The sequence below is a fragment of the Streptomyces sp. NPDC005925 genome, assembly GCF_040638805.1.
GTDB lineage: Bacteria > Actinomycetota > Actinomycetes > Streptomycetales > Streptomycetaceae > Streptomyces.
The window spans coordinates 137,550-156,128 of the sequence record NZ_JBEXVL010000006.1 but is presented as its reverse complement, the minus strand read 5'-3'; the positions used below and the strand labels follow the sequence as shown (position 1 = coordinate 156,128).

At 72.8% G+C, this 18,579-nt stretch carries 12 protein-coding genes; all 12 read right to left on the bottom strand.

The annotated features are described in order from the left end of the window. Positions 1 to 10: 10 nt before the first annotated feature. The 12 genes from ABZ354_RS10835 to ABZ354_RS10780 all read right to left on the bottom strand — a co-directional run bounded on the left by ABZ354_RS10835 (position 11) and on the right by ABZ354_RS10780 (position 18,468). Complete coding sequence (locus tag ABZ354_RS10835) at positions 11 to 1,393, bottom strand: GH1 family beta-glucosidase (RefSeq protein WP_358655192.1); 1,383 nt, start codon at positions 1,391 to 1,393, stop codon at positions 11 to 13. Next, entirely contained in the window at positions 1,390 to 3,390 is a 2,001-nt protein-coding gene (locus ABZ354_RS10830) for a hypothetical protein (protein ID WP_358655191.1), read from the bottom strand. The genes ABZ354_RS10835 and ABZ354_RS10830 overlap by 4 nt, the downstream gene beginning before the upstream one ends. Before the next feature lie 88 nt (positions 3,391 to 3,478). After that, a complete protein-coding gene (locus ABZ354_RS10825) occupies positions 3,479 to 6,043 on the bottom strand; it encodes a glycoside hydrolase family 2 TIM barrel-domain containing protein (protein ID WP_358655189.1) in 2,565 nt (854 codons plus the stop codon). Then, entirely contained in the window at positions 6,040 to 8,496 is a 2,457-nt protein-coding gene (locus ABZ354_RS10820; RefSeq protein WP_358655187.1) for a glycoside hydrolase family 38 C-terminal domain-containing protein, read from the bottom strand. The genes ABZ354_RS10825 and ABZ354_RS10820 overlap by 4 nt, the downstream gene beginning before the upstream one ends. Next, positions 8,493 to 9,095, bottom strand: a complete 603-nt coding sequence (locus tag ABZ354_RS10815; RefSeq protein ID WP_358655185.1) for an SIS domain-containing protein — start codon at positions 9,093 to 9,095, stop codon at positions 8,493 to 8,495. Before ABZ354_RS10815 ends, ABZ354_RS10820 begins: the two co-directional genes overlap by 4 nt. Before the next feature lie 174 nt (positions 9,096 to 9,269). Beyond that, positions 9,270 to 10,250, bottom strand: coding sequence for an ROK family protein (locus ABZ354_RS10810; RefSeq protein WP_358655184.1), 981 nt, complete (start codon positions 10,248 to 10,250; stop codon positions 9,270 to 9,272). Next, the gene (locus tag ABZ354_RS10805) at positions 10,250 to 11,185 is read right to left on the bottom strand and encodes a carbohydrate ABC transporter permease (protein WP_358655182.1); all 936 of its coding nucleotides are present in this window, start codon (positions 11,183 to 11,185) and stop codon (positions 10,250 to 10,252) included. Before ABZ354_RS10805 ends, ABZ354_RS10810 begins: the two co-directional genes overlap by 1 nt. Next, positions 11,182 to 12,138, bottom strand: coding sequence for a sugar ABC transporter permease (locus tag ABZ354_RS10800; protein WP_358655180.1), 957 nt, complete (start codon positions 12,136 to 12,138; stop codon positions 11,182 to 11,184). Before ABZ354_RS10800 ends, ABZ354_RS10805 begins: the two co-directional genes overlap by 4 nt. A 7-nt stretch (positions 12,139 to 12,145) precedes the next feature. After that, a complete protein-coding gene (locus ABZ354_RS10795) occupies positions 12,146 to 13,504 on the bottom strand; it encodes an extracellular solute-binding protein (RefSeq protein ID WP_358655178.1) in 1,359 nt (452 codons plus the stop codon). A 250-nt stretch (positions 13,505 to 13,754) separates the two neighbouring features. Continuing rightward, positions 13,755 to 14,789, bottom strand: a complete 1,035-nt coding sequence (locus tag ABZ354_RS10790; protein WP_358655176.1) for a LacI family DNA-binding transcriptional regulator — start codon at positions 14,787 to 14,789, stop codon at positions 13,755 to 13,757. Beyond that, complete coding sequence (locus tag ABZ354_RS10785) at positions 14,786 to 16,621, bottom strand: hypothetical protein (protein WP_358655174.1); 1,836 nt, start codon at positions 16,619 to 16,621, stop codon at positions 14,786 to 14,788. The genes ABZ354_RS10790 and ABZ354_RS10785 overlap by 4 nt, the downstream gene beginning before the upstream one ends. Then, the gene (locus ABZ354_RS10780; RefSeq protein WP_358655172.1) at positions 16,618 to 18,468 is read right to left on the bottom strand and encodes an MBL fold metallo-hydrolase; all 1,851 of its coding nucleotides are present in this window, start codon (positions 18,466 to 18,468) and stop codon (positions 16,618 to 16,620) included. The genes ABZ354_RS10785 and ABZ354_RS10780 overlap by 4 nt, the downstream gene beginning before the upstream one ends. Positions 18,469 to 18,579: the final 111 nt, after the last annotated feature.

Below are 18,579 nucleotides of genomic sequence, written 5' to 3'. Positions count from 1 at the left end.
GCCGCCCCCGTCACCGCGGCTCCGCGATCGCGCCCGTGCGCGCCGCCCTCGCGTACCAGCGGCCACTGTCCTTGACCGTCCGCCGCTGGGTGGCACGGTCGACGTGCACGAGGCCGAACTGCGGCCGGTAGCCCATCGCCCACTCGAAGTTGTCGATGAACGACCAGTGGAAGTAGCCCTCGACCGGTGCGCCCGCCTCGATCGCCGCGTGCACCGCCGCGAGGTGGCGGTGGAGGAAGTCCACCCGGCGCGCGTCGCGCACGGCGCCGTCGGGGCCGGGCCCGTCGTTGAAGACACCGCCGTTCTCCGTGATCAGCAGCGGCAGGCCCGGGTACTCGCGGTGCAGGCGCACCAGCAGGGACTCCAGGTCGCCGGGGAGGATCTCCCAGTCGAGGTCCGTACGCGGTATGTCCGCCCGGCCGCCCTCCACCTTCCACGGCCAGGGCCCGTCGCCCCGTCCGGCGCTGACGATCCGCCGCGTGTAGTAGTTGACGCCGATGAAGTCGCTGCCGGCGGCGATGGTGTCCTCGTCCCCGTCGTGTACGAAGTCCAGCGGGCCGGTCGCGCGTTCCCAGTGCCCGCGCATGTCGGCGGGGTAGCCGCAGCCGTGCACCGGGTCGAGGAACCAGCGGTTGGTGTAGCCGTCGGAGGCGTGCGCCGCGTCCCGGTCCTCGGCGCTGTCGGTGTCCGGGGTGTGCGGCCAGAGGCTGAAGGCGACGCCCGCCCGCGCGTCCTGACGGCCCCGCGCCCGCAGTTCCCGTACGGCCAGGCCGTGCGCCAGCAGCAGGTGGTGCATCACGCGCACACTGCCCGCCAGGTCCTTCTCGCCCGGTGCGTGCAGGCCCAGCTGATGGCCCAGCAGGCCGACGACCCAGGGTTCGTTGATGGTCACCCAGTCGCGTACCCGGTCGCCGAAGGCGTCGAAGCACACGGCGGCGTACTCGGCGAAACGCTGCGCGGTGTCCCGGTTGCGCCAGCCGCCCGTGTCCTGCAACGGCTGCGGCAGGTCCCAGTGGTAGAGGGTGACGAGCGGGGTGATGCCCTTGTCGAGGAGGGTGTCGATGAAGCGGTCGTAGTGGGCGAGCCCGCGCTTTTCCACCCGGCCCGATCCTTCGGGCACGATCCGCGGCCAGGCGAGGGAGAAACGGTGGGCGTTCAGCCCCAGCTCCGCCATCAGCGCCACGTCCGACTCGCGGCGCCGGTACTGGTCGCAGGCGACGTCCCCGGTGTCACCGTTCTCGACCGTGCCGGGCCGCGCGCAGAACCGGTCCCAGATCGACTCACCCTTCCCGTCGGCCCTCGGGGAGCCCTCCACCTGGTAGGCGGAGGTGGACGTGCCCCAGCGGAACCCGTCGGGGAAGCGCAGCAGGCGGGACGCGTCCGTGTCGGTCATCGCAGCTCCTTGAACTCGGGCATCTCGCGGGCGGTTTCGCAGCCGTACAGGAGCACGCCCGCGGACCAGGCGTGCGACAGGGTGAGCAGCATGCCCTTCGCCTGGAAGCACTCCGTCTGGTAGAAGCGCTCGCTGACCATGCCGCGGTAGGCGTTGAAGTCGCCGTCGGCGCGGGCGACGAACTGCCGGAAGCAGTCGAGGTTCTCGCGCGCCGACGCCAGGTAGTACGGGTCGCGGGTGTGGCGGGCGAGCCGGGTCAGTTCCGGCAGGCAGATCAGGCCGAAGGCGTGCAGGTGCTGGTTGGAGGGCGAGGCCTGGTCGCCGCCGCGGGTGCGGAAGCCGTAGCGGCCGAGGAGGGTGTGCTCGCCGAAGGAGACGTCGTAGGTGTAGCGGAAGGTGAGTGTCCAGTCGGCCGCGCGCCGCGCGAGGTCCAGCCACCGGCCCTCCCCCGCCGCCGGGTCCGCCTCGTGCAGCAGGGTGTACGCGATGAGCGCGTTGTAGCCGTCCTCCGAGGTGGGCGCGAGGGACACGTCCTCGGGTGCCCCGCAGATGAACTCCGCGGCCACGTCCGCCGCGTACGCCTGCCCCGCCCCGCGCGCCACCGCCAGCAGCTCCGGCTCCCCGAACGCCTCCGCCGCCTCCACCATTGCGGCGATCCAGGCGAGCCCGGCCGCACCCTCGTACGACAGGGCCTCTCCGGTCTCGGTGTGGTGCGCCGCCGCGAGCCGTCCGGAGTCCGGGTGCCGGCCGGCCACCGCGACGGCCAGGTTGGAACGCACCGCCCGCTCCCACAGCGGGTGGCGGTGGCCGCGTGCCCGCTCGGAGCGCAGCGCGCGCAGCAGGAAGAGGGTGGCGTCGCCGATCGTGCGGGCGTGGACGCGGCTGCGGTCGGGGGTCCAGCCCGCGTTCCAGCCGCCGCTCTCGGTCCACTGGCCCCAGAAGGTGCCGCCGGGTGTGAGGTTGCCGGCGATGTGGTCGAGGACGCTCACCGCCGCCTCGGCCTGCGCCGCGTCGCCGGTGCGGCGGGCGTGCAGCAGCAGGGCGTGCGCGTACGGGGTGCCGCTGACCCAGGAGACGTGCATCGCCCGCCGGTCGCCGCGCTCGCCGAGCGCCTCACGGTCGAAGGCGGCCGTCTCCAGGAGCAGCGGCGGGTCGGGGCGGTAGTGCCAGCGGTGCAGCCCGTACGCCGACAGTTCGGCCGCCTCGTCCAGGCCCACCCAGGCGGCGGGCCGTTCGGGCACGGCGGTGCGGGCGTGCAGGGCGCGCAGGACGGGGGCGTAGGCGTGCGGGTCGGCGTCCAGCAGGTGCACCGTGAAACGCAGCGTGTGCTCCTCGCCGGGAGCCCAGCTGTGCAGGGGGGCTTCGGCGGGCCTCGGGGTGCCGCTGCCGTAGTAGGAGACGGGTTCCTCGCGGTAGGGGGCGTGCAGGCGCAGGGCCGGGCGGTCGCCGTCGAGGAGGGCGAGGCCGACGCCCTGTTCGCCCAGTTCGCCGGTCTCCGCCGTGAGGGCGAGGGCCGCGCCGCCGTACGGGTCGCGGGCGAAGACCACGGGTGTGGCGCAGCGGTCGGCCCGGAAGGACCAGGCGTCCGCGGTCATGCCGTCGGGGTCGTGGTCGCCGCGCTCGTAGCGGGGGTAGGGGCGGGTGCAGTCGGGGCGCCGGTTCTCGCCGTAGAAGACGCCGGGGACGAGCCAGCCGGGGTCGGTGCTCGCGCCGAGCCGGATCTCGGCGCGCAGGCCCGCCTCGGCGGGTTCGGCGGCGACGCGCCGTACGGTGAGTGCCGCCTCGCGCAGTCCGGTGCCGGGTGCGAGGCGCAGGCGGGCGGTGAATCCTCCGGCCGTGCCCTGGACGTCCACGGTGCCGTCGGCCCGGACGGAGGTGTGCTCGGCCGGTACGGGCAGACAGTGGCCGTCCGGGCGCGTCAGCCCCACGACGTACGGCAGCGTCACCTCGCCGGCCGGGGCGGACCGCAGGACGACCGGGGCGGGGGCGTCAGCCACCGGCCCGGCGGCATGCGGCGGCCTCGCCCCGCCTCCGGTGGCGTCCCGCGGGGGCGGCGCGGGGGCCCCGGGCGAGGGGGCGTCAGCGTCAGAGGAGTTCGACGACACCGGTGTTCCATCCTTCCAGCCGTACGGTGCGGCCCTCGGCGGGGGCGTGGCGCCACTGCACGGGGATGCGGACGCGGTCGCCGGGGAGCAGGTCGAGCATGTTGTCGCCGAAGGCGGCCCAGCCGGGGTCGGTGATGGGGCGGGCGTCGGTCAGGACCAGGCCGAGGGCGGCCGCTCCCCCGGTGTGGGCGACGGTCACGTGGTCCGGGCCCGCCGTGGCCTCGATGTGCGCCGCGGGGAGGTCGAGGAGCGGGGACAGGTCGGCGGTGCGGGTGTGGAGCCAGCGGTTCGCGGCGAGCACCGACCCGTCGGCGTCGTACAGGGCGAGGTCGAGGAGGAAGACATCCGTGGTGAGGCCGTCCAGCACCACCTCCCACTCGCCGGCCCGGGCGGCGGGGACGGACGTGTGCGGTCCTGGCGCCGTCGGTTCGCCGAGCGGGCGGCGGTGCTCGGCGAGGAGTTCGCCGTAGGCGTCCGTGAGGCGGGCGGTGACGGTCCTGCCCCGTCCGTGCTGGTCCCAGGCCCACAGTTCGGCCGTGAAGGCCGGGTGGCCGTGCCAGGCCTGGGTGGGAAAGCGGGCGCAGACGTGTGCGGGGCGGTAGGCGCGGCGCACCCCGTGGTAGGCGGGTTTCGGGTCGCCGCGGTGGTCGACGGCGGCGGTGCACCAGGCGTTGGGGAACGGCTCGTCGAACTGCCAGGGGATCGTGCCGCTGCTGCGCGGCGCGCGGCGCAGGTTGGCCTCCACCGCGTAGCGCAGTCCGTCGTACTGGAGCTGCTGCGAGGCGCGCCGTACGAGGTCGGGGGTGGTCAGCCTGCCGCCGAAGGACGCCTGGACGAGCGGGGTGTTGTTCCACCAGGCGCCCAGGTGCTCCATGAGGGGGTTGTCCCGGCCGGTCGGCCACCGGCGGCCCTCGGGGACGACGGCCTGCCACGTGCGGGCGTTCGCCATGCCCTCCACGCCGAACTCGCTGTGCAGCAGACAGGTTCCCGCGTCGTACAGCTCGTGCTGTGCGCCGATGCCCTGGTGCTCCCACGGGCCGTGCACGTCGTGCTGGGCGTCGGGGGCGGCCGCGATGAGGTCGAGGCGGTTGAGGAAGGCGGCCCCGGACGGTGAGCCGGGCAGCCAGGCGCGGTCCGGGTCCAGCTCCGCCACGACGTCGGCCAGCGCGGCGACGACCGGGGACGACCGCTCGTCCAGGGGGCAGGCGGCGGCCGTGTCGTGCAGTTCGTTGCCCGGGCCCCAGATCGCGAGCGAGGGGTGCGGGCGCAGTGCCGGTACGAGGGCGCGCGCCTCGCGCTCCATCAGCGCCACGTACTCCCCGTCGGCGGCGGGCACACTGTCGATTCCGGAGCTGGAGAGGCTGAACTCCTGCCACACCAGCAGCCCCAGCCGGTCGCACCACCGGTAGAAGTCCGCCGTCTCGATCAGGCCGCCGCCCCACACCCTCAGCAGGGTGACGTGCGCGTCGGCGGCCAGCCGCAGCAGGTGTTCCAGCCGCTCGGGCCGCGGCACGCCGTAATGGGCGTCGTGCGGGACCCAGTTCCAGCCCTTGAGGTGGATACGGCGGCCGTTGACCTCCAGGGTGTAGGGGAGGGCGCCGGCGGGAGCGCCGGGGTTCGGTACGAGCCCGATCCGGCGGAAGCCCGTGGCGGCGCGGCGGACCCCCACCGTGCGGCCGGTGGTGTCCGCGAGGGTCACCTCGACCTCGTACAGGGGCTGGTCGCCGTGCCCGTTCGGCCACCACAGCTCCGGCCCCGGGACCGGCACGCCGAGGACCGCGGACCGCTCCCCGGGCGCCACGGCGTGTTCGGCCGCCGCGACCGGCTCGCCGTCGGGCGAGCGCACCTCGACCCGCAGCAGCCCCGCCGCCCGCGCCTCCACCGACGCCGAGACCCGCACCTCGCCGGTGTCGAGGGCTTCACCGGTCTCGGCGCCGATGTGCGCGTCCACCAGCCGTACGGGGCCCGCGATCTCCAGGGTCACCGGCTTCCAGATGCCCTGGTGGATCATGCGCGGGCAGAAGTCCCAGCCGTAGCCCATGCGGGACTTGTGGATCCGTACCCGGTCCGTGCGGCCGACCTGCGGCTCGGACGGCGGGGCGGGGTGGACGGCAACGGCCAGCAGGTGCGGGCCGCCGTCGGCGAGCTGTTCGGTGACGTCCACCTCGAACGGCACGAACATGCCGCTGTGGTGGGCCACCTCCCGCCCGTCCACCAGCACCGTCGCGTCGTGGTCGACGCCGCCGAACCGCAGGACCGCCCGCTCCCCCTGGGCGAGGGGTGCCCCGGCGATCTCGCGGCGGTAGAGCCAGGTGCGCTGCGGCACCCACTCCGACGCGAGACTGTTGTCGGAGTGGTACGGGTCGGGCAGCCGCCCGGCCCGGCACAGGTCGTCCGGCACCGAGCCGGGCACACGGGCCGCGAACCATCCCGCCTCACCCGCCGGCCGTCCGGGGCCGCCGAGCCACCGCCAGGTGTCGCCCAGGCAGCCCCGGATCTCCCAGCCGTCGCCGGCCGGGTCGCCGGACAGGGGGTACGAGGTCACTGGCCGGCGGTCCTCTCCAGCAGGTCCGTCTCCGTGACCGGCGCCTGCGGGTCGAGCGGCACCCGGAACGTCTTGATCTCCTGCGGCCCGAACGCGGCCTCGATCACCCGGCCGCCGAGCATCGGCAGCTCGATCCGCGCCTCGGCCGGGACGCCCTGCGACTCGTAGGCGCGGACGACGTAGTCGCCGCTGCCGTCCTCGTCGCCCTTGACGACCGTCACGAGGACGCTGCCCGCGCCGTCGTCGGCGTGCGCGGCGCGCTGTGCGAACGGGCCGGTATGGAAGGTCTCCAGCAGCGCGAACGCGGGCTGGTTGAGCTCCGCGGCCCGCCGCACCGGGTCGGCGGCACGCCAGTCGCCGGCGTGCGGGACGAGGGTGTAGCGGAATTCCTGCCGCCCCTGGTCGAGGTACTCGTACACGCCGTCCTCGTCCAGCAGCTTCGGCTCGTGCCAGGCGTAGACCGGGCTGCGCAGCGCCGTCATGCCGATGCGGCCGGCCAGGACGTCGTGGCCGTGCTTGCTGTCGTTGACGACGGCGAGACCGGCGCGGGCGCCGCCGGGCAGGGTGCCGGTGACGTCCACCCACGCCTGAGTGGGCTCCTCGGTGCCGTCGGGCGTGCGCTCGATGTGGCCGTAGGGAATCTCGTGGGTGGCCGTGACGTCCGTCAGCGCCGTGGGGAAGCGCAGCTTGAGGAGCTTGAGCTGCTCGTGCCAGTGGACGACGGCACGGACCTCGACCTGGCGGGAGCCGGCCGACAGCACCAGTTCCTCGGCGAGGGTGGAGCGCCCGTACTCGCTCTCGACGCGCAGCACCGCCCGCACCGGGCCCTGTTCGACCAGGCGTACGCGGGTGCAGCGGAAGGCGCCCGCCTCCTTGTCGTAGGCGCGGACGCGGTGGCCCCAGGTGTCGGAGGCGTCGTCGATGACGACGGCGTGCGGCTCGGGCCGCCCGGGGAGCAGTTCGACGTTGTTGTCCTTGTCGTACAGGGAGCCGAGCCAGCCCGTGGCCGGGTCGACGGTGAGCCTGAGGTGCTCGTTCTCCAGCATGGTCCCGGTGGCCGTGACGGGTCCGGGCTGTGCCGTACGGGTGCCGGGCAGGAGGTGGTAGACGCGGTGTCCGAGCGGCGGGACGGTGGCGCGGAAGGCGATCCGGCCGCGGCTGCCGTTCATGGTGGATTCCGAGCGGGTGAGCTGGACGGGGACCGGGGTGCCCGTCTCGTCCTCCAGGTGGATGGTGGCGGCCTGGCCGTACTCGGCCTCGACGTCCGCCGTGAGCTCCCAGGGGTGCGGGTTGAACACGACGAGGGGGACGGTGCCGTCGCGCTGCGGGATGTCGATGCGGCGGGCGACGGCCTGCACCGAGCGGTTGAAGACCTCCGCGGCGATCGAGCGGGCGCGGCCGTAGTCGTCGCGGGCGTCGTCGTAGGCGGTACGGAGGGAGGTGCCGGCGAGGATGTCGTGGAACTGGTTGAACAGCACCAGCTTCCAGGCCTCGGTGAACTGGGCGAGCGGGTACGCCTCGCCGGTCAGTGCCCGGGCGACCGAGGCCCACTTCTCGGCGCGCTGCAGTTCGTTCTCGGCGCGGCGGTTCCACTCCTTGACGCCGGAGTGCGAGGAGTAGCAGCCGGGGCCGTGGTGCTGCAGTTCGCCCGCGTGCACGGGGATGTCCTCGCGGTCGCGGATGCGCTCGTAGAACGCCTCGGGGTGGGAGAGGACCAGTGTGGGCAGGCCGCCGAGGGAGTCGAGTCGCTTGACCGAGTCCAGGTTGGCCTTGGTGGGGCCGCCGCCGTGGTTGCCGACGCCGTAGAAGACCATGAGCTCGTCCTCCTCGGGCGGCATCATGGCGAGGGACTTGTCGAGGTGGCCGCCGATGTCCTGGCCGGGGCTGCAGTACTCGTGCGGCAGCCGGTAGGCGATGACGCGTGATCCGTCCGGGGACTGCCAGTGGAAGAACTGGCCCGGCAGCACCTGCTCGTGCCGCCCGGGGCGCAGGAAGATGTAGCCGTCCATGCCGGACTTGCGCAGGATCTGCGGGATCTGCGCGTTGTGGCCGAACGGGTCGAGGTTGCAGCCGAGGGTGGCGGCGGCGCCGAACTTCTCGATCAGGTAGCGCTGCCCGTACAGCGCCTGGCGGACGAACGACTCGCCGGAGGGCACGTTGCAGTCGGGTTCGATCCACCAGCCGCCGACCACCCGCCAGCGGCCCTCGCCGACCCGCTTCCTGATCGTCTCGAAGAGCTCGGGGTGGTGCTTCTCGATCCACTCCAGGTACATGACGGAGTCGCAGGTGAACACGAAGTCGGGGTACTCCTCCATGCGGTCGACGGCGGACTGGAAGGTGGCGCGGATCTCCTGCAGGCCCTCCGGCCAGCGCCACAGCCACACCGGGTCGATGTGCGCGTTGCCGACGAGGTGGAGGGTGCGGCTGCGGGCGTTGGGCTTGTGCGCGGTCATGCGGGCTTCTCCTGCCGGTTGTCGTCGGTGGTCGCGGCCCAGGCGTCGACCTGCTCGCTGAGCAGGTGGAGCAGCATCAGGTGCATCTCCTGGATCCGGGCGGTGGCGGTGGCCGGGACGATCAGGGTGTGGTCGGCGTGGTCGGCGGCGGGCCGGCCGTCCTGGTCCCCGCCGGCGAACAGGACGGTGACGGCACCGGCTTCGCGCGCGGCGGCCAGACCCCGCACGACGTTGGCGGAGCGGCCCGAGGTGGTGAAGCCGATGACCATGTCGCCGCGACGGGCCAGGGCCTGCACCTGGCGGGCGAAGACGTCGTCGAAGGAGTAGTCGTTGGCGATGCAGCTGACCACGGTCGGGTCGGTGACCAGCGACACGGCGGGCAGCGGGCGGCGCTCACGCAGGTAGCGGCCGATCAGCTCACCGGCGAGGTGCTGGGCGTCGGCGGCGCTCCCGCCGTTGCCGAACGTGTAGAGCCGGCCGTCGGCCTCGTACACCTCGATGAGCCGCTCGGCGACCCTCTGGAGTTCGGGGATCAGCTCCCGGGTGCGTTCGGCCAGTTCGAGATGGTCGGTGAGCTGGCGGGCGGGGTCCTCGGACATGGTGCTCCGTAAGTCGGTGGGTCCGTCGAGCGGTGGACCGGCCGGGCCGGCGGCGGTCGGCGGCTGGTGGGTCCGGTGGGCGGGGAGCGGTCGGTGTGTGGTCGGCCGGTCGGTGGTTCGGCCGGGTGAGCGTGTGCGGCCGGTCGGGGAGGGGTTCGGGAACGGTGACGGTGGTCAGGTGAGGCGTTCGAAGGCGACGGCGGCGGCGCCGAGGAGGCCCGCGTGTTCGCCGCCGGTGGCCGGGACGATCCGTACGGCGGCCGCCGCGGGCCCCATGGCCTGCGCGGCCACCCGGCGCCGTACGGGCTCGAACAGCAGGTCGGCGGCGCGGGTGACACCGCCGCCGAGGACCAGCACCTCGGGCTCGTAGAGGTTGACGATGCTGGTCAGGCCGCTGCCGAGGAGGTCCAGGGTCTCCTCCCACAGCGCGGTGGCGAACGGGTCGCCGGCCCGGACGGCAGCCGTCACGTCGGCGGCCGTCACGTCCTCCAAGGCGTTCAGCGCGGAGTCGCCGCCCGCGCCCTCGGCGAGCCCTTCCCGGGCCCGCTCGGCGATCGAGGTGCCCGACGCGTACGCCTCCAGGCACCCGGCGCGTTCACAGCTCCGGCAGCGCCGGCCGCCGGAGCGGACGGTGACGTGCCCCGGCTCCCCGCCGTTGCCGGCGGCACCCCGGAAGGTACGGCCTTCGAACACGGCGCCGCCGCCGACGCCGGTCGACAGGGTGAGGTACACGACGTGGTCGCTGCCCCGCCCGGCGCCGAAACGCCACTGCCCGGCAGCGCCCGCGGTGCCGTCGTTGTCCAGGACGGCATCGTGGCCGTACGCCGCCCGGGCGAGCTCCGTGATCGGGACGTCCACCCACCCCGGCAGGTGCGGCGGCCCGGTCAGCACGCCCGTGTACGGGTCGAGCGGGCCCCCGCAGCCGATGCCGGTACCGATGAGGCCGCCCAGGTCGGCGCCGGCCGACGCCACCGCCTGCCGGCCGAGATCGATCAGCCGTTTCAGTGCCTGGTCCGGGCCCTCCGGGGCACGGGTGGGGCAGACTGCGGACGACAGCACCGTGCCGTCCGCGGCCACGACTCCGGCAGCCAGTTTCGTGCCCCCGATGTCGAGGGCGAGCACGGCCGGCGACGCTGTGGGGTGGTGCTCCGCCATCAACCCTTCCGTCCCTGTGTGGCGATGCCCTCGGTGAAGTGCCGCTGGCAGAAGAAGAACACGAGGATCATGGGGAGGGTGACCACCACGGAGGCCGTCGCGACGATCTCCCACCGCCATTCGCCGCCCTCGCCGAACTGGTCGAGCACGGCCTTCAGCCCGCGCGGCACGGTGTAGAGGTCCGGGTCGCGCAGATAGATCAGCGGGCGCACCAGGTCCGTCCAGGACGCCTGGATCTCGAAGACGAACGTCACCAGCAGCGCGGGCTTGCACAGCGGCGCGGCGATGCGCCAGTACAGCGTCCAGTAGCTGGCGCCGTCGACGCGTGCGGCGTCGAACAGTTCGCGCGGCAGGCCGAGGAAGAACTGGCGCAGCAGGAAGATGTAGAAGGCGCTGCCGAAGAGGTTCGGCGCCCACAGCGGCAGCTGGCTGCTGGACAGGTGCAGCCAGTCCCAGATCAGGTACTGCGGCACCATCAGCACCGTGGCGGGCAGCATCATCGTGCCGACGACCAGCCCGAACAGGACGTTCCTGCCGGGGAAGCGGAAGTACGCGAACCCGAAGGCCACCAGCCCGCTGGACACCGTGACGGCGACGGCGGCGGCCAGGGTGATGACGGTGGAGTTCCACAGCCAGGTCAGCAGCGGGAACGTGTCCCAGATCTCCGTGTAGTTGCCCGGCTGGAACGTCTCCGGGACGAGCGCGTTGTCGAACACCTCCTGCACGGGCTTGACGGACGCGCTCAGCAGCCAGACGAAGGGGTACAGGAAGACGGCGGAGACGAGGACCAGCAGCACGAGCCGTACGGCCCTGCCCGCCGGGCTCCCTGACCGGCGCCGGTCACGGGCCGTGCGGCGCTTTCGGAGGGCGCGGGACGCGCCGTCGGCACCGGACGGTCCGGTGTCTGTTCTGCCGTGCTCCTCGATGACCGTCATCGCTCATCTCCCTCGTAGTAGACGAAGCGCTTGCTGAGCCTGAACTGGACGAGGGTGATGACGACGATCACCAGGAACAGCAGCCAGGCGAGCGCCGAGGCGTATCCCATGTGCATGAACTGGAAGGCCTGCTGGAACAGGTAGACGACGTAGAAGAGGGCGTCGTCGCTGGTGTACGACTGGGCCTGCCCGGTGCCGTAGAAGGCGGTGTAGGCCTCCGTGAAGGTCTGCAGCGAGGCGATGGTGTTGACGACGAGGGTGAAGAACAGCGCTCCCGATATCTGCGGCAGTGTCACGTGCCGGAAACGGTGCCACCAGTTCGCGCCGTCCAGTTCGGCCGCCTCGTACAGGTCCTGCGGCACGTTGCGCAGCGCGGCGAAGTAGATGACGACGGTCGAGCCGACGGCCCACAGCGAGATGAGCACCAGGCCCGGCTTGATCCACGGCCCGTCGGTGGTCCAGCTCGGCCCGGTGACGCCGACGGCCTCGAGGGCCTTGTTGATGACGCCGACGTTGCCGTTGAACAGCATCAGGAACAGCACGCCGACCGCGACGGCCGGGGTCATCACCGGCAGGTAGAAGACCGTGCGGAAGAAGCCGGCGGCGCGGCCGACGCGCAGCAGCAGCATGGCCAGGGCCAGGGCGATGACCATCTGCAGTGGGACGCGCAGCGCGGTGAAGAAGAGCGTGTTCCCCATGGACTTCGCGACGGACGGGTCGTCGAAGATCTGCGCGTAGTTGGCCAGGCCCACGTTCTGGGTGACGCCGATGCCGTCGTAGTTGGTGAACGACAGGGCGAAGCTGGCGATCATCGGGCCCAGTGTGAAGATCAGGAAGCCGAGGATCCAGGGCAGGATGAACAGGTAGGCGGCGCGGGTGTCGTGGCGCTTCCATGCCGCCCAGCGGCCGCCGCGGGCGGGAGGCCGCGGGTCGCCCGGTGTGGGTGCGGTCACAGCCGGCTCACCTCTTTCCCTGGTTCGCGATGTCGAGGACGCTCTGGGCCTGCTTCTGGGCCTGGTCGAGCGCTTCCTTCGGGCTCTGCTGGCCGGCCAGGACGCGGTTCACGGCCTTCTGCCAGGCGCTGGTGAACTCGCTGCCGGCGGCGTTCGCCGGGACGCTGAAACCGTTGGCCTGGACGTCGAAGAGGACGCGGGTGGCCTGGTCGTAGGGCTTGTTGCCGCTCGGCTTCCAGATCTCCGTCTCGATGGTGCGGTCGGCGACGGAGTTGCCGGTGAAGTCGCCGACGTAGGGGCCGCCGGCTTTCTTGGCCTCCTGCTGCTTGGCCCGGGCGCCGATCTCCCACGTCTTGGCGGAGCTCATCGTCTTGATGAAGGCGCAGGCCTTGTCGACGTGTGCGGCGCCCTTGGGGATGGCGAAGGAGTAGCCGGTCGTCCAGTTGATCGGGTTGCCTTCGCGGTCCTTGAACGGGGCGGTGTAGAGGTCGGTCTTCGGGGAGTTCTGGGCGAGGACGTTGACGTACCAGTCCTCCATGGGGAAGCCGCCGAGCTGCTCGCGGGCGAACTGGTTCTTCGACCCGAACATGTCGAAGGAGTCGCGCAGCGCCTTCACCCTTCCCCAGCCGCCCTGGAGATCGAGCAGGTGGCTGGTGTACTCGAGCGCCTCGACGGCCTCGGGGCTGTTGAGGGTGGCGGTCCGGCCGTCCTCGCTGATCAGGGCGCCGCCGTTGGCCTCGACCCACATCGGGAAGAACTCGGGGATCTTCGGGTCGAAGCCGATGCGGGAGAGCTTCTTCCCGTCGAACTTCACCAGCTTCTTCGTGATCCGCTCCAACTGGTCCCAGTCGGCGGTGTCGAAGTCCTCCGGGGTGAGGCCGTGCTTCTTCAGCAGGCCCGCGTTGATCATCATGATGCGGCTGTCGAACGAGTTGGGCAGGCCGTACAGCCTGCCGTCCAGGGTGGCCTCGTCGATGGCGGTGTCGCGGTACTCGCCGATGTCGATGTGTTCCTTCTTCACGCACGCGTCGAGCGGGAGCAGCGCGCCGCGGGACGCGTAGCCGCCGATCTTGGCGCGGTCCATGTTGACGACGTCCGGCGGGTCGTCGGCGGCGACCGAGGACAGGAACTGCTGCTCGTCGAAGGAACCCTCGTTGACCTGGATCTTGATGCCGAGGGCCTTGCGGGCCTCGTTCATGCGGGCGACCGCGAGGGCGTCGCCCGTGCCCTGGCCCATGGTGGTGAAGGTGTCGGAGCCGTCGCCGGTGAGGTTGACGCCGCCGCAGGCGGTGAGGGACAGCAGACCGGACACGGCGGCGAAACAGGCCAGTCGGCGGCGTGTCCGATGTGGAGATGGTGCAGCCATGCGCTCTCCCTTGAGGTGGCGGCTGACACGGCACGGGCGGCAGAAGGCGCCCGGGGACAGGTGGAGCCGGGTCGCGCCACGGGTCTCGCACCCATGTGGCATCGTTCCCACATGAGAACGTACCCACATGGGTCATGGGCGTCAATGGATGGCGAACAAAGGGTTTCGTGAAGAGTCAACAGGCCGCTGACCTGCGATGACGACACACCGAGGGCCGGTCGGGCACGGTGCTGACTACGCGACTCGCAGGTCAGTTCACTCTCGGTGCCGACGTCGAACCGCGTGTCAGCAGCTCGGGCAGCAGGACGCGTACCTCCGGCCTGCCCCGGGTCCCGGCGAGGCGCTGGAGCAGCAGTTCGGCCGCCCGCACTCCCATGTCGTAGACGGGCTGGCGGACCGCGGTGACGCCCGGTTCGACCATCCGCATCCACGTCATGTCGTCGAAGCAGATCAGCGAGCACTCCTGCGGCACGCGGCGCCCTCGGCGCTTCAGCTCCTGCCAGACGGTCTCGCCGACAACGTTGTTCGCGGCGAAGACGGCGGTGATGTCCGGATTGTGGTCGAGGAAGGCGGCCACGTCACGGTCCGGGTCGGCCGGGCGCAGTCCGAGGGTGAGGACGAGCCGCCTGGACACCGGTACGCCGGCTTCCCGGTGCGCGGCCCGGTAGCCCTTGAGGCGTGCCTGCCCGGTGTCCCACATCGTCTCGTCGGTGATCAGGGCGACCCGGCGGTGTCCCTGGGCGAGCAGATGTCCGACGGCCTCGCGGGCGCCGAGGCCGCTGTCGATGGTGACGGAGTCGCAGCCCCGCACGCCCGAGCGGCGGTCGACCTCCACGACGGGCGTGCCGCGCTCGACGAGTGTCCGGGTCGCGGCCCGGCCGACGGGCGCGAGGAGCACGCCGTCGGCCCGCATGGCGAGGAAGGCACGCGCCCCGTCGGCGGCCTTCTGCTCGCTGCCGTGGTCGTCCACGAGCACGAGTTGCTGCCCGGCGGCAGCCAGGGTCTGTTCCACCCCGGCGGCGAGCTGGGCGTAGAACTGGTTGCGCAGGTCGGACACCAGCAGCCCGACCAGGCCGCTGGACTGGCCCTTCAGGGTGCGGGCCGAGACGTCGGGTACGTACCCCAGCCGGTCGGCGGCCTCGCGCACGCGGGTCCTGATGGACTGGGCGACGTAGCCGGTGCCGGCCAGCGCCCGGGACGCGGTGGAACGCGAGGTGCCCGCGGCCTCGGCGACGTCGCGCAGGGTGACCCGGCCGCGCTTGCCCCGCGGACCGTACTCACTCATCGGGCTGTCCCTCCGCCCGCGCGCCACTCGGACCACTGCCGGCGCAGCGCGGCGTAGTCCGCGTCCTCCAGCGGCTCGCCGGTGCGGTCCAGGTGCGTGGTGACGTACAGCGCGGGTACGCCGAGTTCGGTCTTGACGGCGGCGTACGCGCGCCACTGCTCCCGGTCCGGGGCGCACCAGTCGTCGGTGTCGATCGGCAGGTGGGGGCAGGAGGCGGCGGTGACGGCGGCCCGGTGACGCATCTGCGGTACGACGGGAGCGTACGGGTCGGGATCGTCGAGGCGGAGCATGTCGTTGAGCCGGACCATGTCTGTCACCCCCGCGAAGGCCGGATGCGGTGTGTGCGTGATGACCAGCGCGTCCGGCTTCGCCGCCTTCGCCGCAGTATGGATCACCGCGAGGAGATCGTACAACAGGGCGATTCCCCACCTGTCGCCGTGTGCGGTGAGGTGATGGCCGGAGGGGGTGTCCGCCGTGAAGTCGATCTTCAGCCCGTCGGCGTCGAACCCGTCGCGTCCCGCCGGGGCGAGCATCCGGGTGATGCTGTCGGTGAGCAGGGCACGCGCCTCGGGGTGGCCGGGGTCGAGGGCGACGGGGTGGCCGTCCGGGGTGCGCACGCACCAGGCGTCCGGCACGCCCTCGGTGGACCATGCGCGCCACCACAGCAGCACCTTCTGCCCGCGCGCGTGCCGGCCGGCGATCCAGCCGGGCAGGTCGGGCCACTTGGCGGGGTCGGGGTCCGGACGGCCGTAGCTCTCCTGCCACTTGTCGTCGATGACGACCGTGCCGGGGACGAGGCCGCGCTCCTCGAGGTGGGCGAGGTGGCCGTCGTACTCGGTCTGCGTGGCCAGGGCCGGCGCCGGCCGGCCGGTGTCGCGGGCGCGGGCCATCTGGGCGCCCCAGCCGCAGAACATCGGCTCGGTCCACCAGTCGGGCCGCCCGGGTGCCGGCTCGGCGGGCGGGGCCCAGCCGCGGCGCTCCAGCCAGGACCGGTGGGCGCGCAGACCGGCGTACGGATCCTGGTGGCCGGGCGAGACGAGCAGCGCGGGGGTGCTGAAGCGGCCGTCGACGCGGGTGTGGCCCTCGTAGCCCAGGGTCAGGTGGAAGCCCTGGTCGGAGGGGACGTACGTGGCGGTGGTGAAGGTGAGTTCGCGGACGGGCGCGCCGAGCCCCAGGGTGTGCCAGCCGCCGGGGGGCCGGGCCCCGGCGGGGTCGGCGTCGTCGGCGTAGGCCTCGGCGGTGAGGGCGAGGCAGAGCGGGGCGGGGGTGAAGAACCAGTGGCCGCGCCCCGGGCGGGCGTCGCCGCAGGCGCCGACGACCGCGCTCTCCCCGGCGCCGCGCAGCAGTCTGCGCGGCGGGCCCGGGTTGGGGGTGAAGAGGGTCTGCCAGTCGTGCCCGCTGGGCCGCAGTCCGGTGCCGCGGCCGGGGAGCGCCGAACGCAGGGCCGCCAGGTGTACGTCGTCCAGCCGGCCGGTGCCGTGGACGGTCCAGGTGAACTCCGGCCCGTCGGGCGTGCACACGATGCGGGTCTCGGCGCCGTCCCACGCGGTGCTGCGCCGGCGGACGGTGATGACCGGGGCGTCACCGGTGGGGGTCCCGCCCGCGTCGGTGCGGACGGGCAAGTCGGCGGCGAGGACCGGCGGTTCGGCGGAGAGGGTCTCGTCCTTGGCGTCGGTGCGGTCCAGGGCGCCGGGCAGTTGCAGCTCCAGCGGGTGGCCGGAGCGGTGGGAGAGGCGGGCGACGAGGCCGTCCGGGGTCACCGTCAGCCGGTAGCCGGGCGCGGTCACCTCGATGGTGCCGTCGTCGCCGCGGACCGCCTTGATCGCGTTCATCGCCCCGCTCCCTCGCTCCGTACGCTCACCAGTGCCTCCGCCTGCTGTCCGAAGCGCATCGTTCCGACCGTGAGGTCCACCGCGAGACGCGCGCGTTCCACGGGATCCGCGTCCTCGGGCACCCTTACCTCGAACCGGGCCGTGCCGGTGGCGTGCCCCGCCAGGTCCAGCGCGATCCGCTGCTCCGCCGCCCGCCAGCCCTGCGGGAGGACGATCTCCACCTGGGCCGTCTCGGCGCCGGGGAAGGGGTTGACCAACTCGGCCTCCAGCCGCAGCCGGCCGCCGGGGGCGACGACACTGCGGTACGGGCTGATGCGCGCCCCGAACCCCTCGGCGCCGAAGTCCACGTCCCGCGGGAGGATCTCGCGGTGCAGCTGGGCCAGCCGCCGCCCCTTCTCCAGCAGCATGTCGAGGTAGGCGTCGCCGACCTCGAACGGCTGCCAGTGGCCACTGATCATGAGGTCCGGGCGGATGGCGCGGTACAGCTCGGCGCTGCGGGTGAAGTCGTCGATGCGGAAGCGGTTGCGGTACTGGTAGTTGAGCAGCTCGGGCCGTAGTCCCGGCTCCCAGGCGGTGTCCTGCTGGTCGCCGGTGGCGATCACCCGGCGGCCGTCGGCGGTGAAGGAGTAGGCGGCGGCGTAGAGGGTGTGGCCGGGCAGGTCGTGGACGCCGATCTCGTACTCCCGCCACACCACCGGGGTGTCCGGCGGGAGTTCGCGGTCCACCGGGACCGGGTCGTACCACAGGCACGGCAGGTCCCAGCGCTCCGGCGAGTGCAGGACGGGCGCGATGTGCGACGGCGACCAGACCTCGGTGCCGTGCACGTCGCGCAGCAGGTTGAAGCCGGCCACGTGGTCGTCGTGGTAGTGGGTGGGAAGGGCGACCTCGACGCGGTCGATGCCGTGGTCGCGCCGGAGCGCCTCGATGGAGGCGAGGAGCGGACGCCGGGAGGAACGGTCGTGGCCGCCGGGCAGCCCGGTGGTCAGGTCGTAGCCGAAGTCGAGGAGCAGGGCGGTGCCGTGGTCGGAGAGCAGGGCGTAGGAGTTGGCCATGCCGGTGACGTTGCGCAGGAGGTGCGGGGTGACCGGCTTCCACGGCGCACGCAGCATCGCTTCCGGGTCCCACGGTGCCGTGCGGCGCATGTCGAGCAGTTCGGTGAGGTGCGTGCGCAGCCGGGCGACGGCGGCGGGCGGGTCGGTGACCGCGTCGCCGTGGGAGGGCAGCAGGACGTCGGGGCGGTGGTCGAGGAGTTGCAGGCAGGACAGGACGGTGGCGGCGGCGCCCTCCATCCCGGCGTTCGGGTGGAACCCGGTGTACGCCCACTGGGTGGCGGCGAGCGACCAGAGCCGCCCCTCGCCGTGGATCAGGTCGCCGGTGAAGGCGAGCCGCCGGCCGCCCACGTCCACGAGGTAGCCGACCGAGCCGACGGTGTGACCGGGCAGCGGCACGGTGTGCACGTCGAGGTGGCCGTAGCGGGCGGTGCGGTACTCGGCGACGGTGCCGGTGACGGGGACCTGCTGAAGGAGGGAGAAGCGGTCCTGGCGGACGTCGTAGTCGTTGTCGAGGGGGCGGGTGCGCCAGTGCTCGTCGACACCGGCGATCAGGTCGCGTTCGACGGGCGGCACCCAGATGCGGATGCCGGCCGCGGCAGCCCGGGCCAGGCCCTGCACCTGGTCGCGGTGGTGGTGGGTGACCAGGATGTCGGTGACCTCGTCCACGCCGTAGTCGGCGAGGTGGTCGAGGACGGCACCGCTGCCGAAGTCGATCAGTACGGCGCTGCGGCCGCCGCGCAGGACGTAGACGTGGCAGGTGTCCTGGAACAGGTGGACGTCGTCGCCCACGCGCATGGGTCTCTCCCCTCCTGGTACCCCGACCTGGGATCGATCCCAGATGGGAACGGTCTCATTCGCCCGGCGGAGGCGTCAACACCCCCACCGGGCGCGGCCAAGGAGTACGCA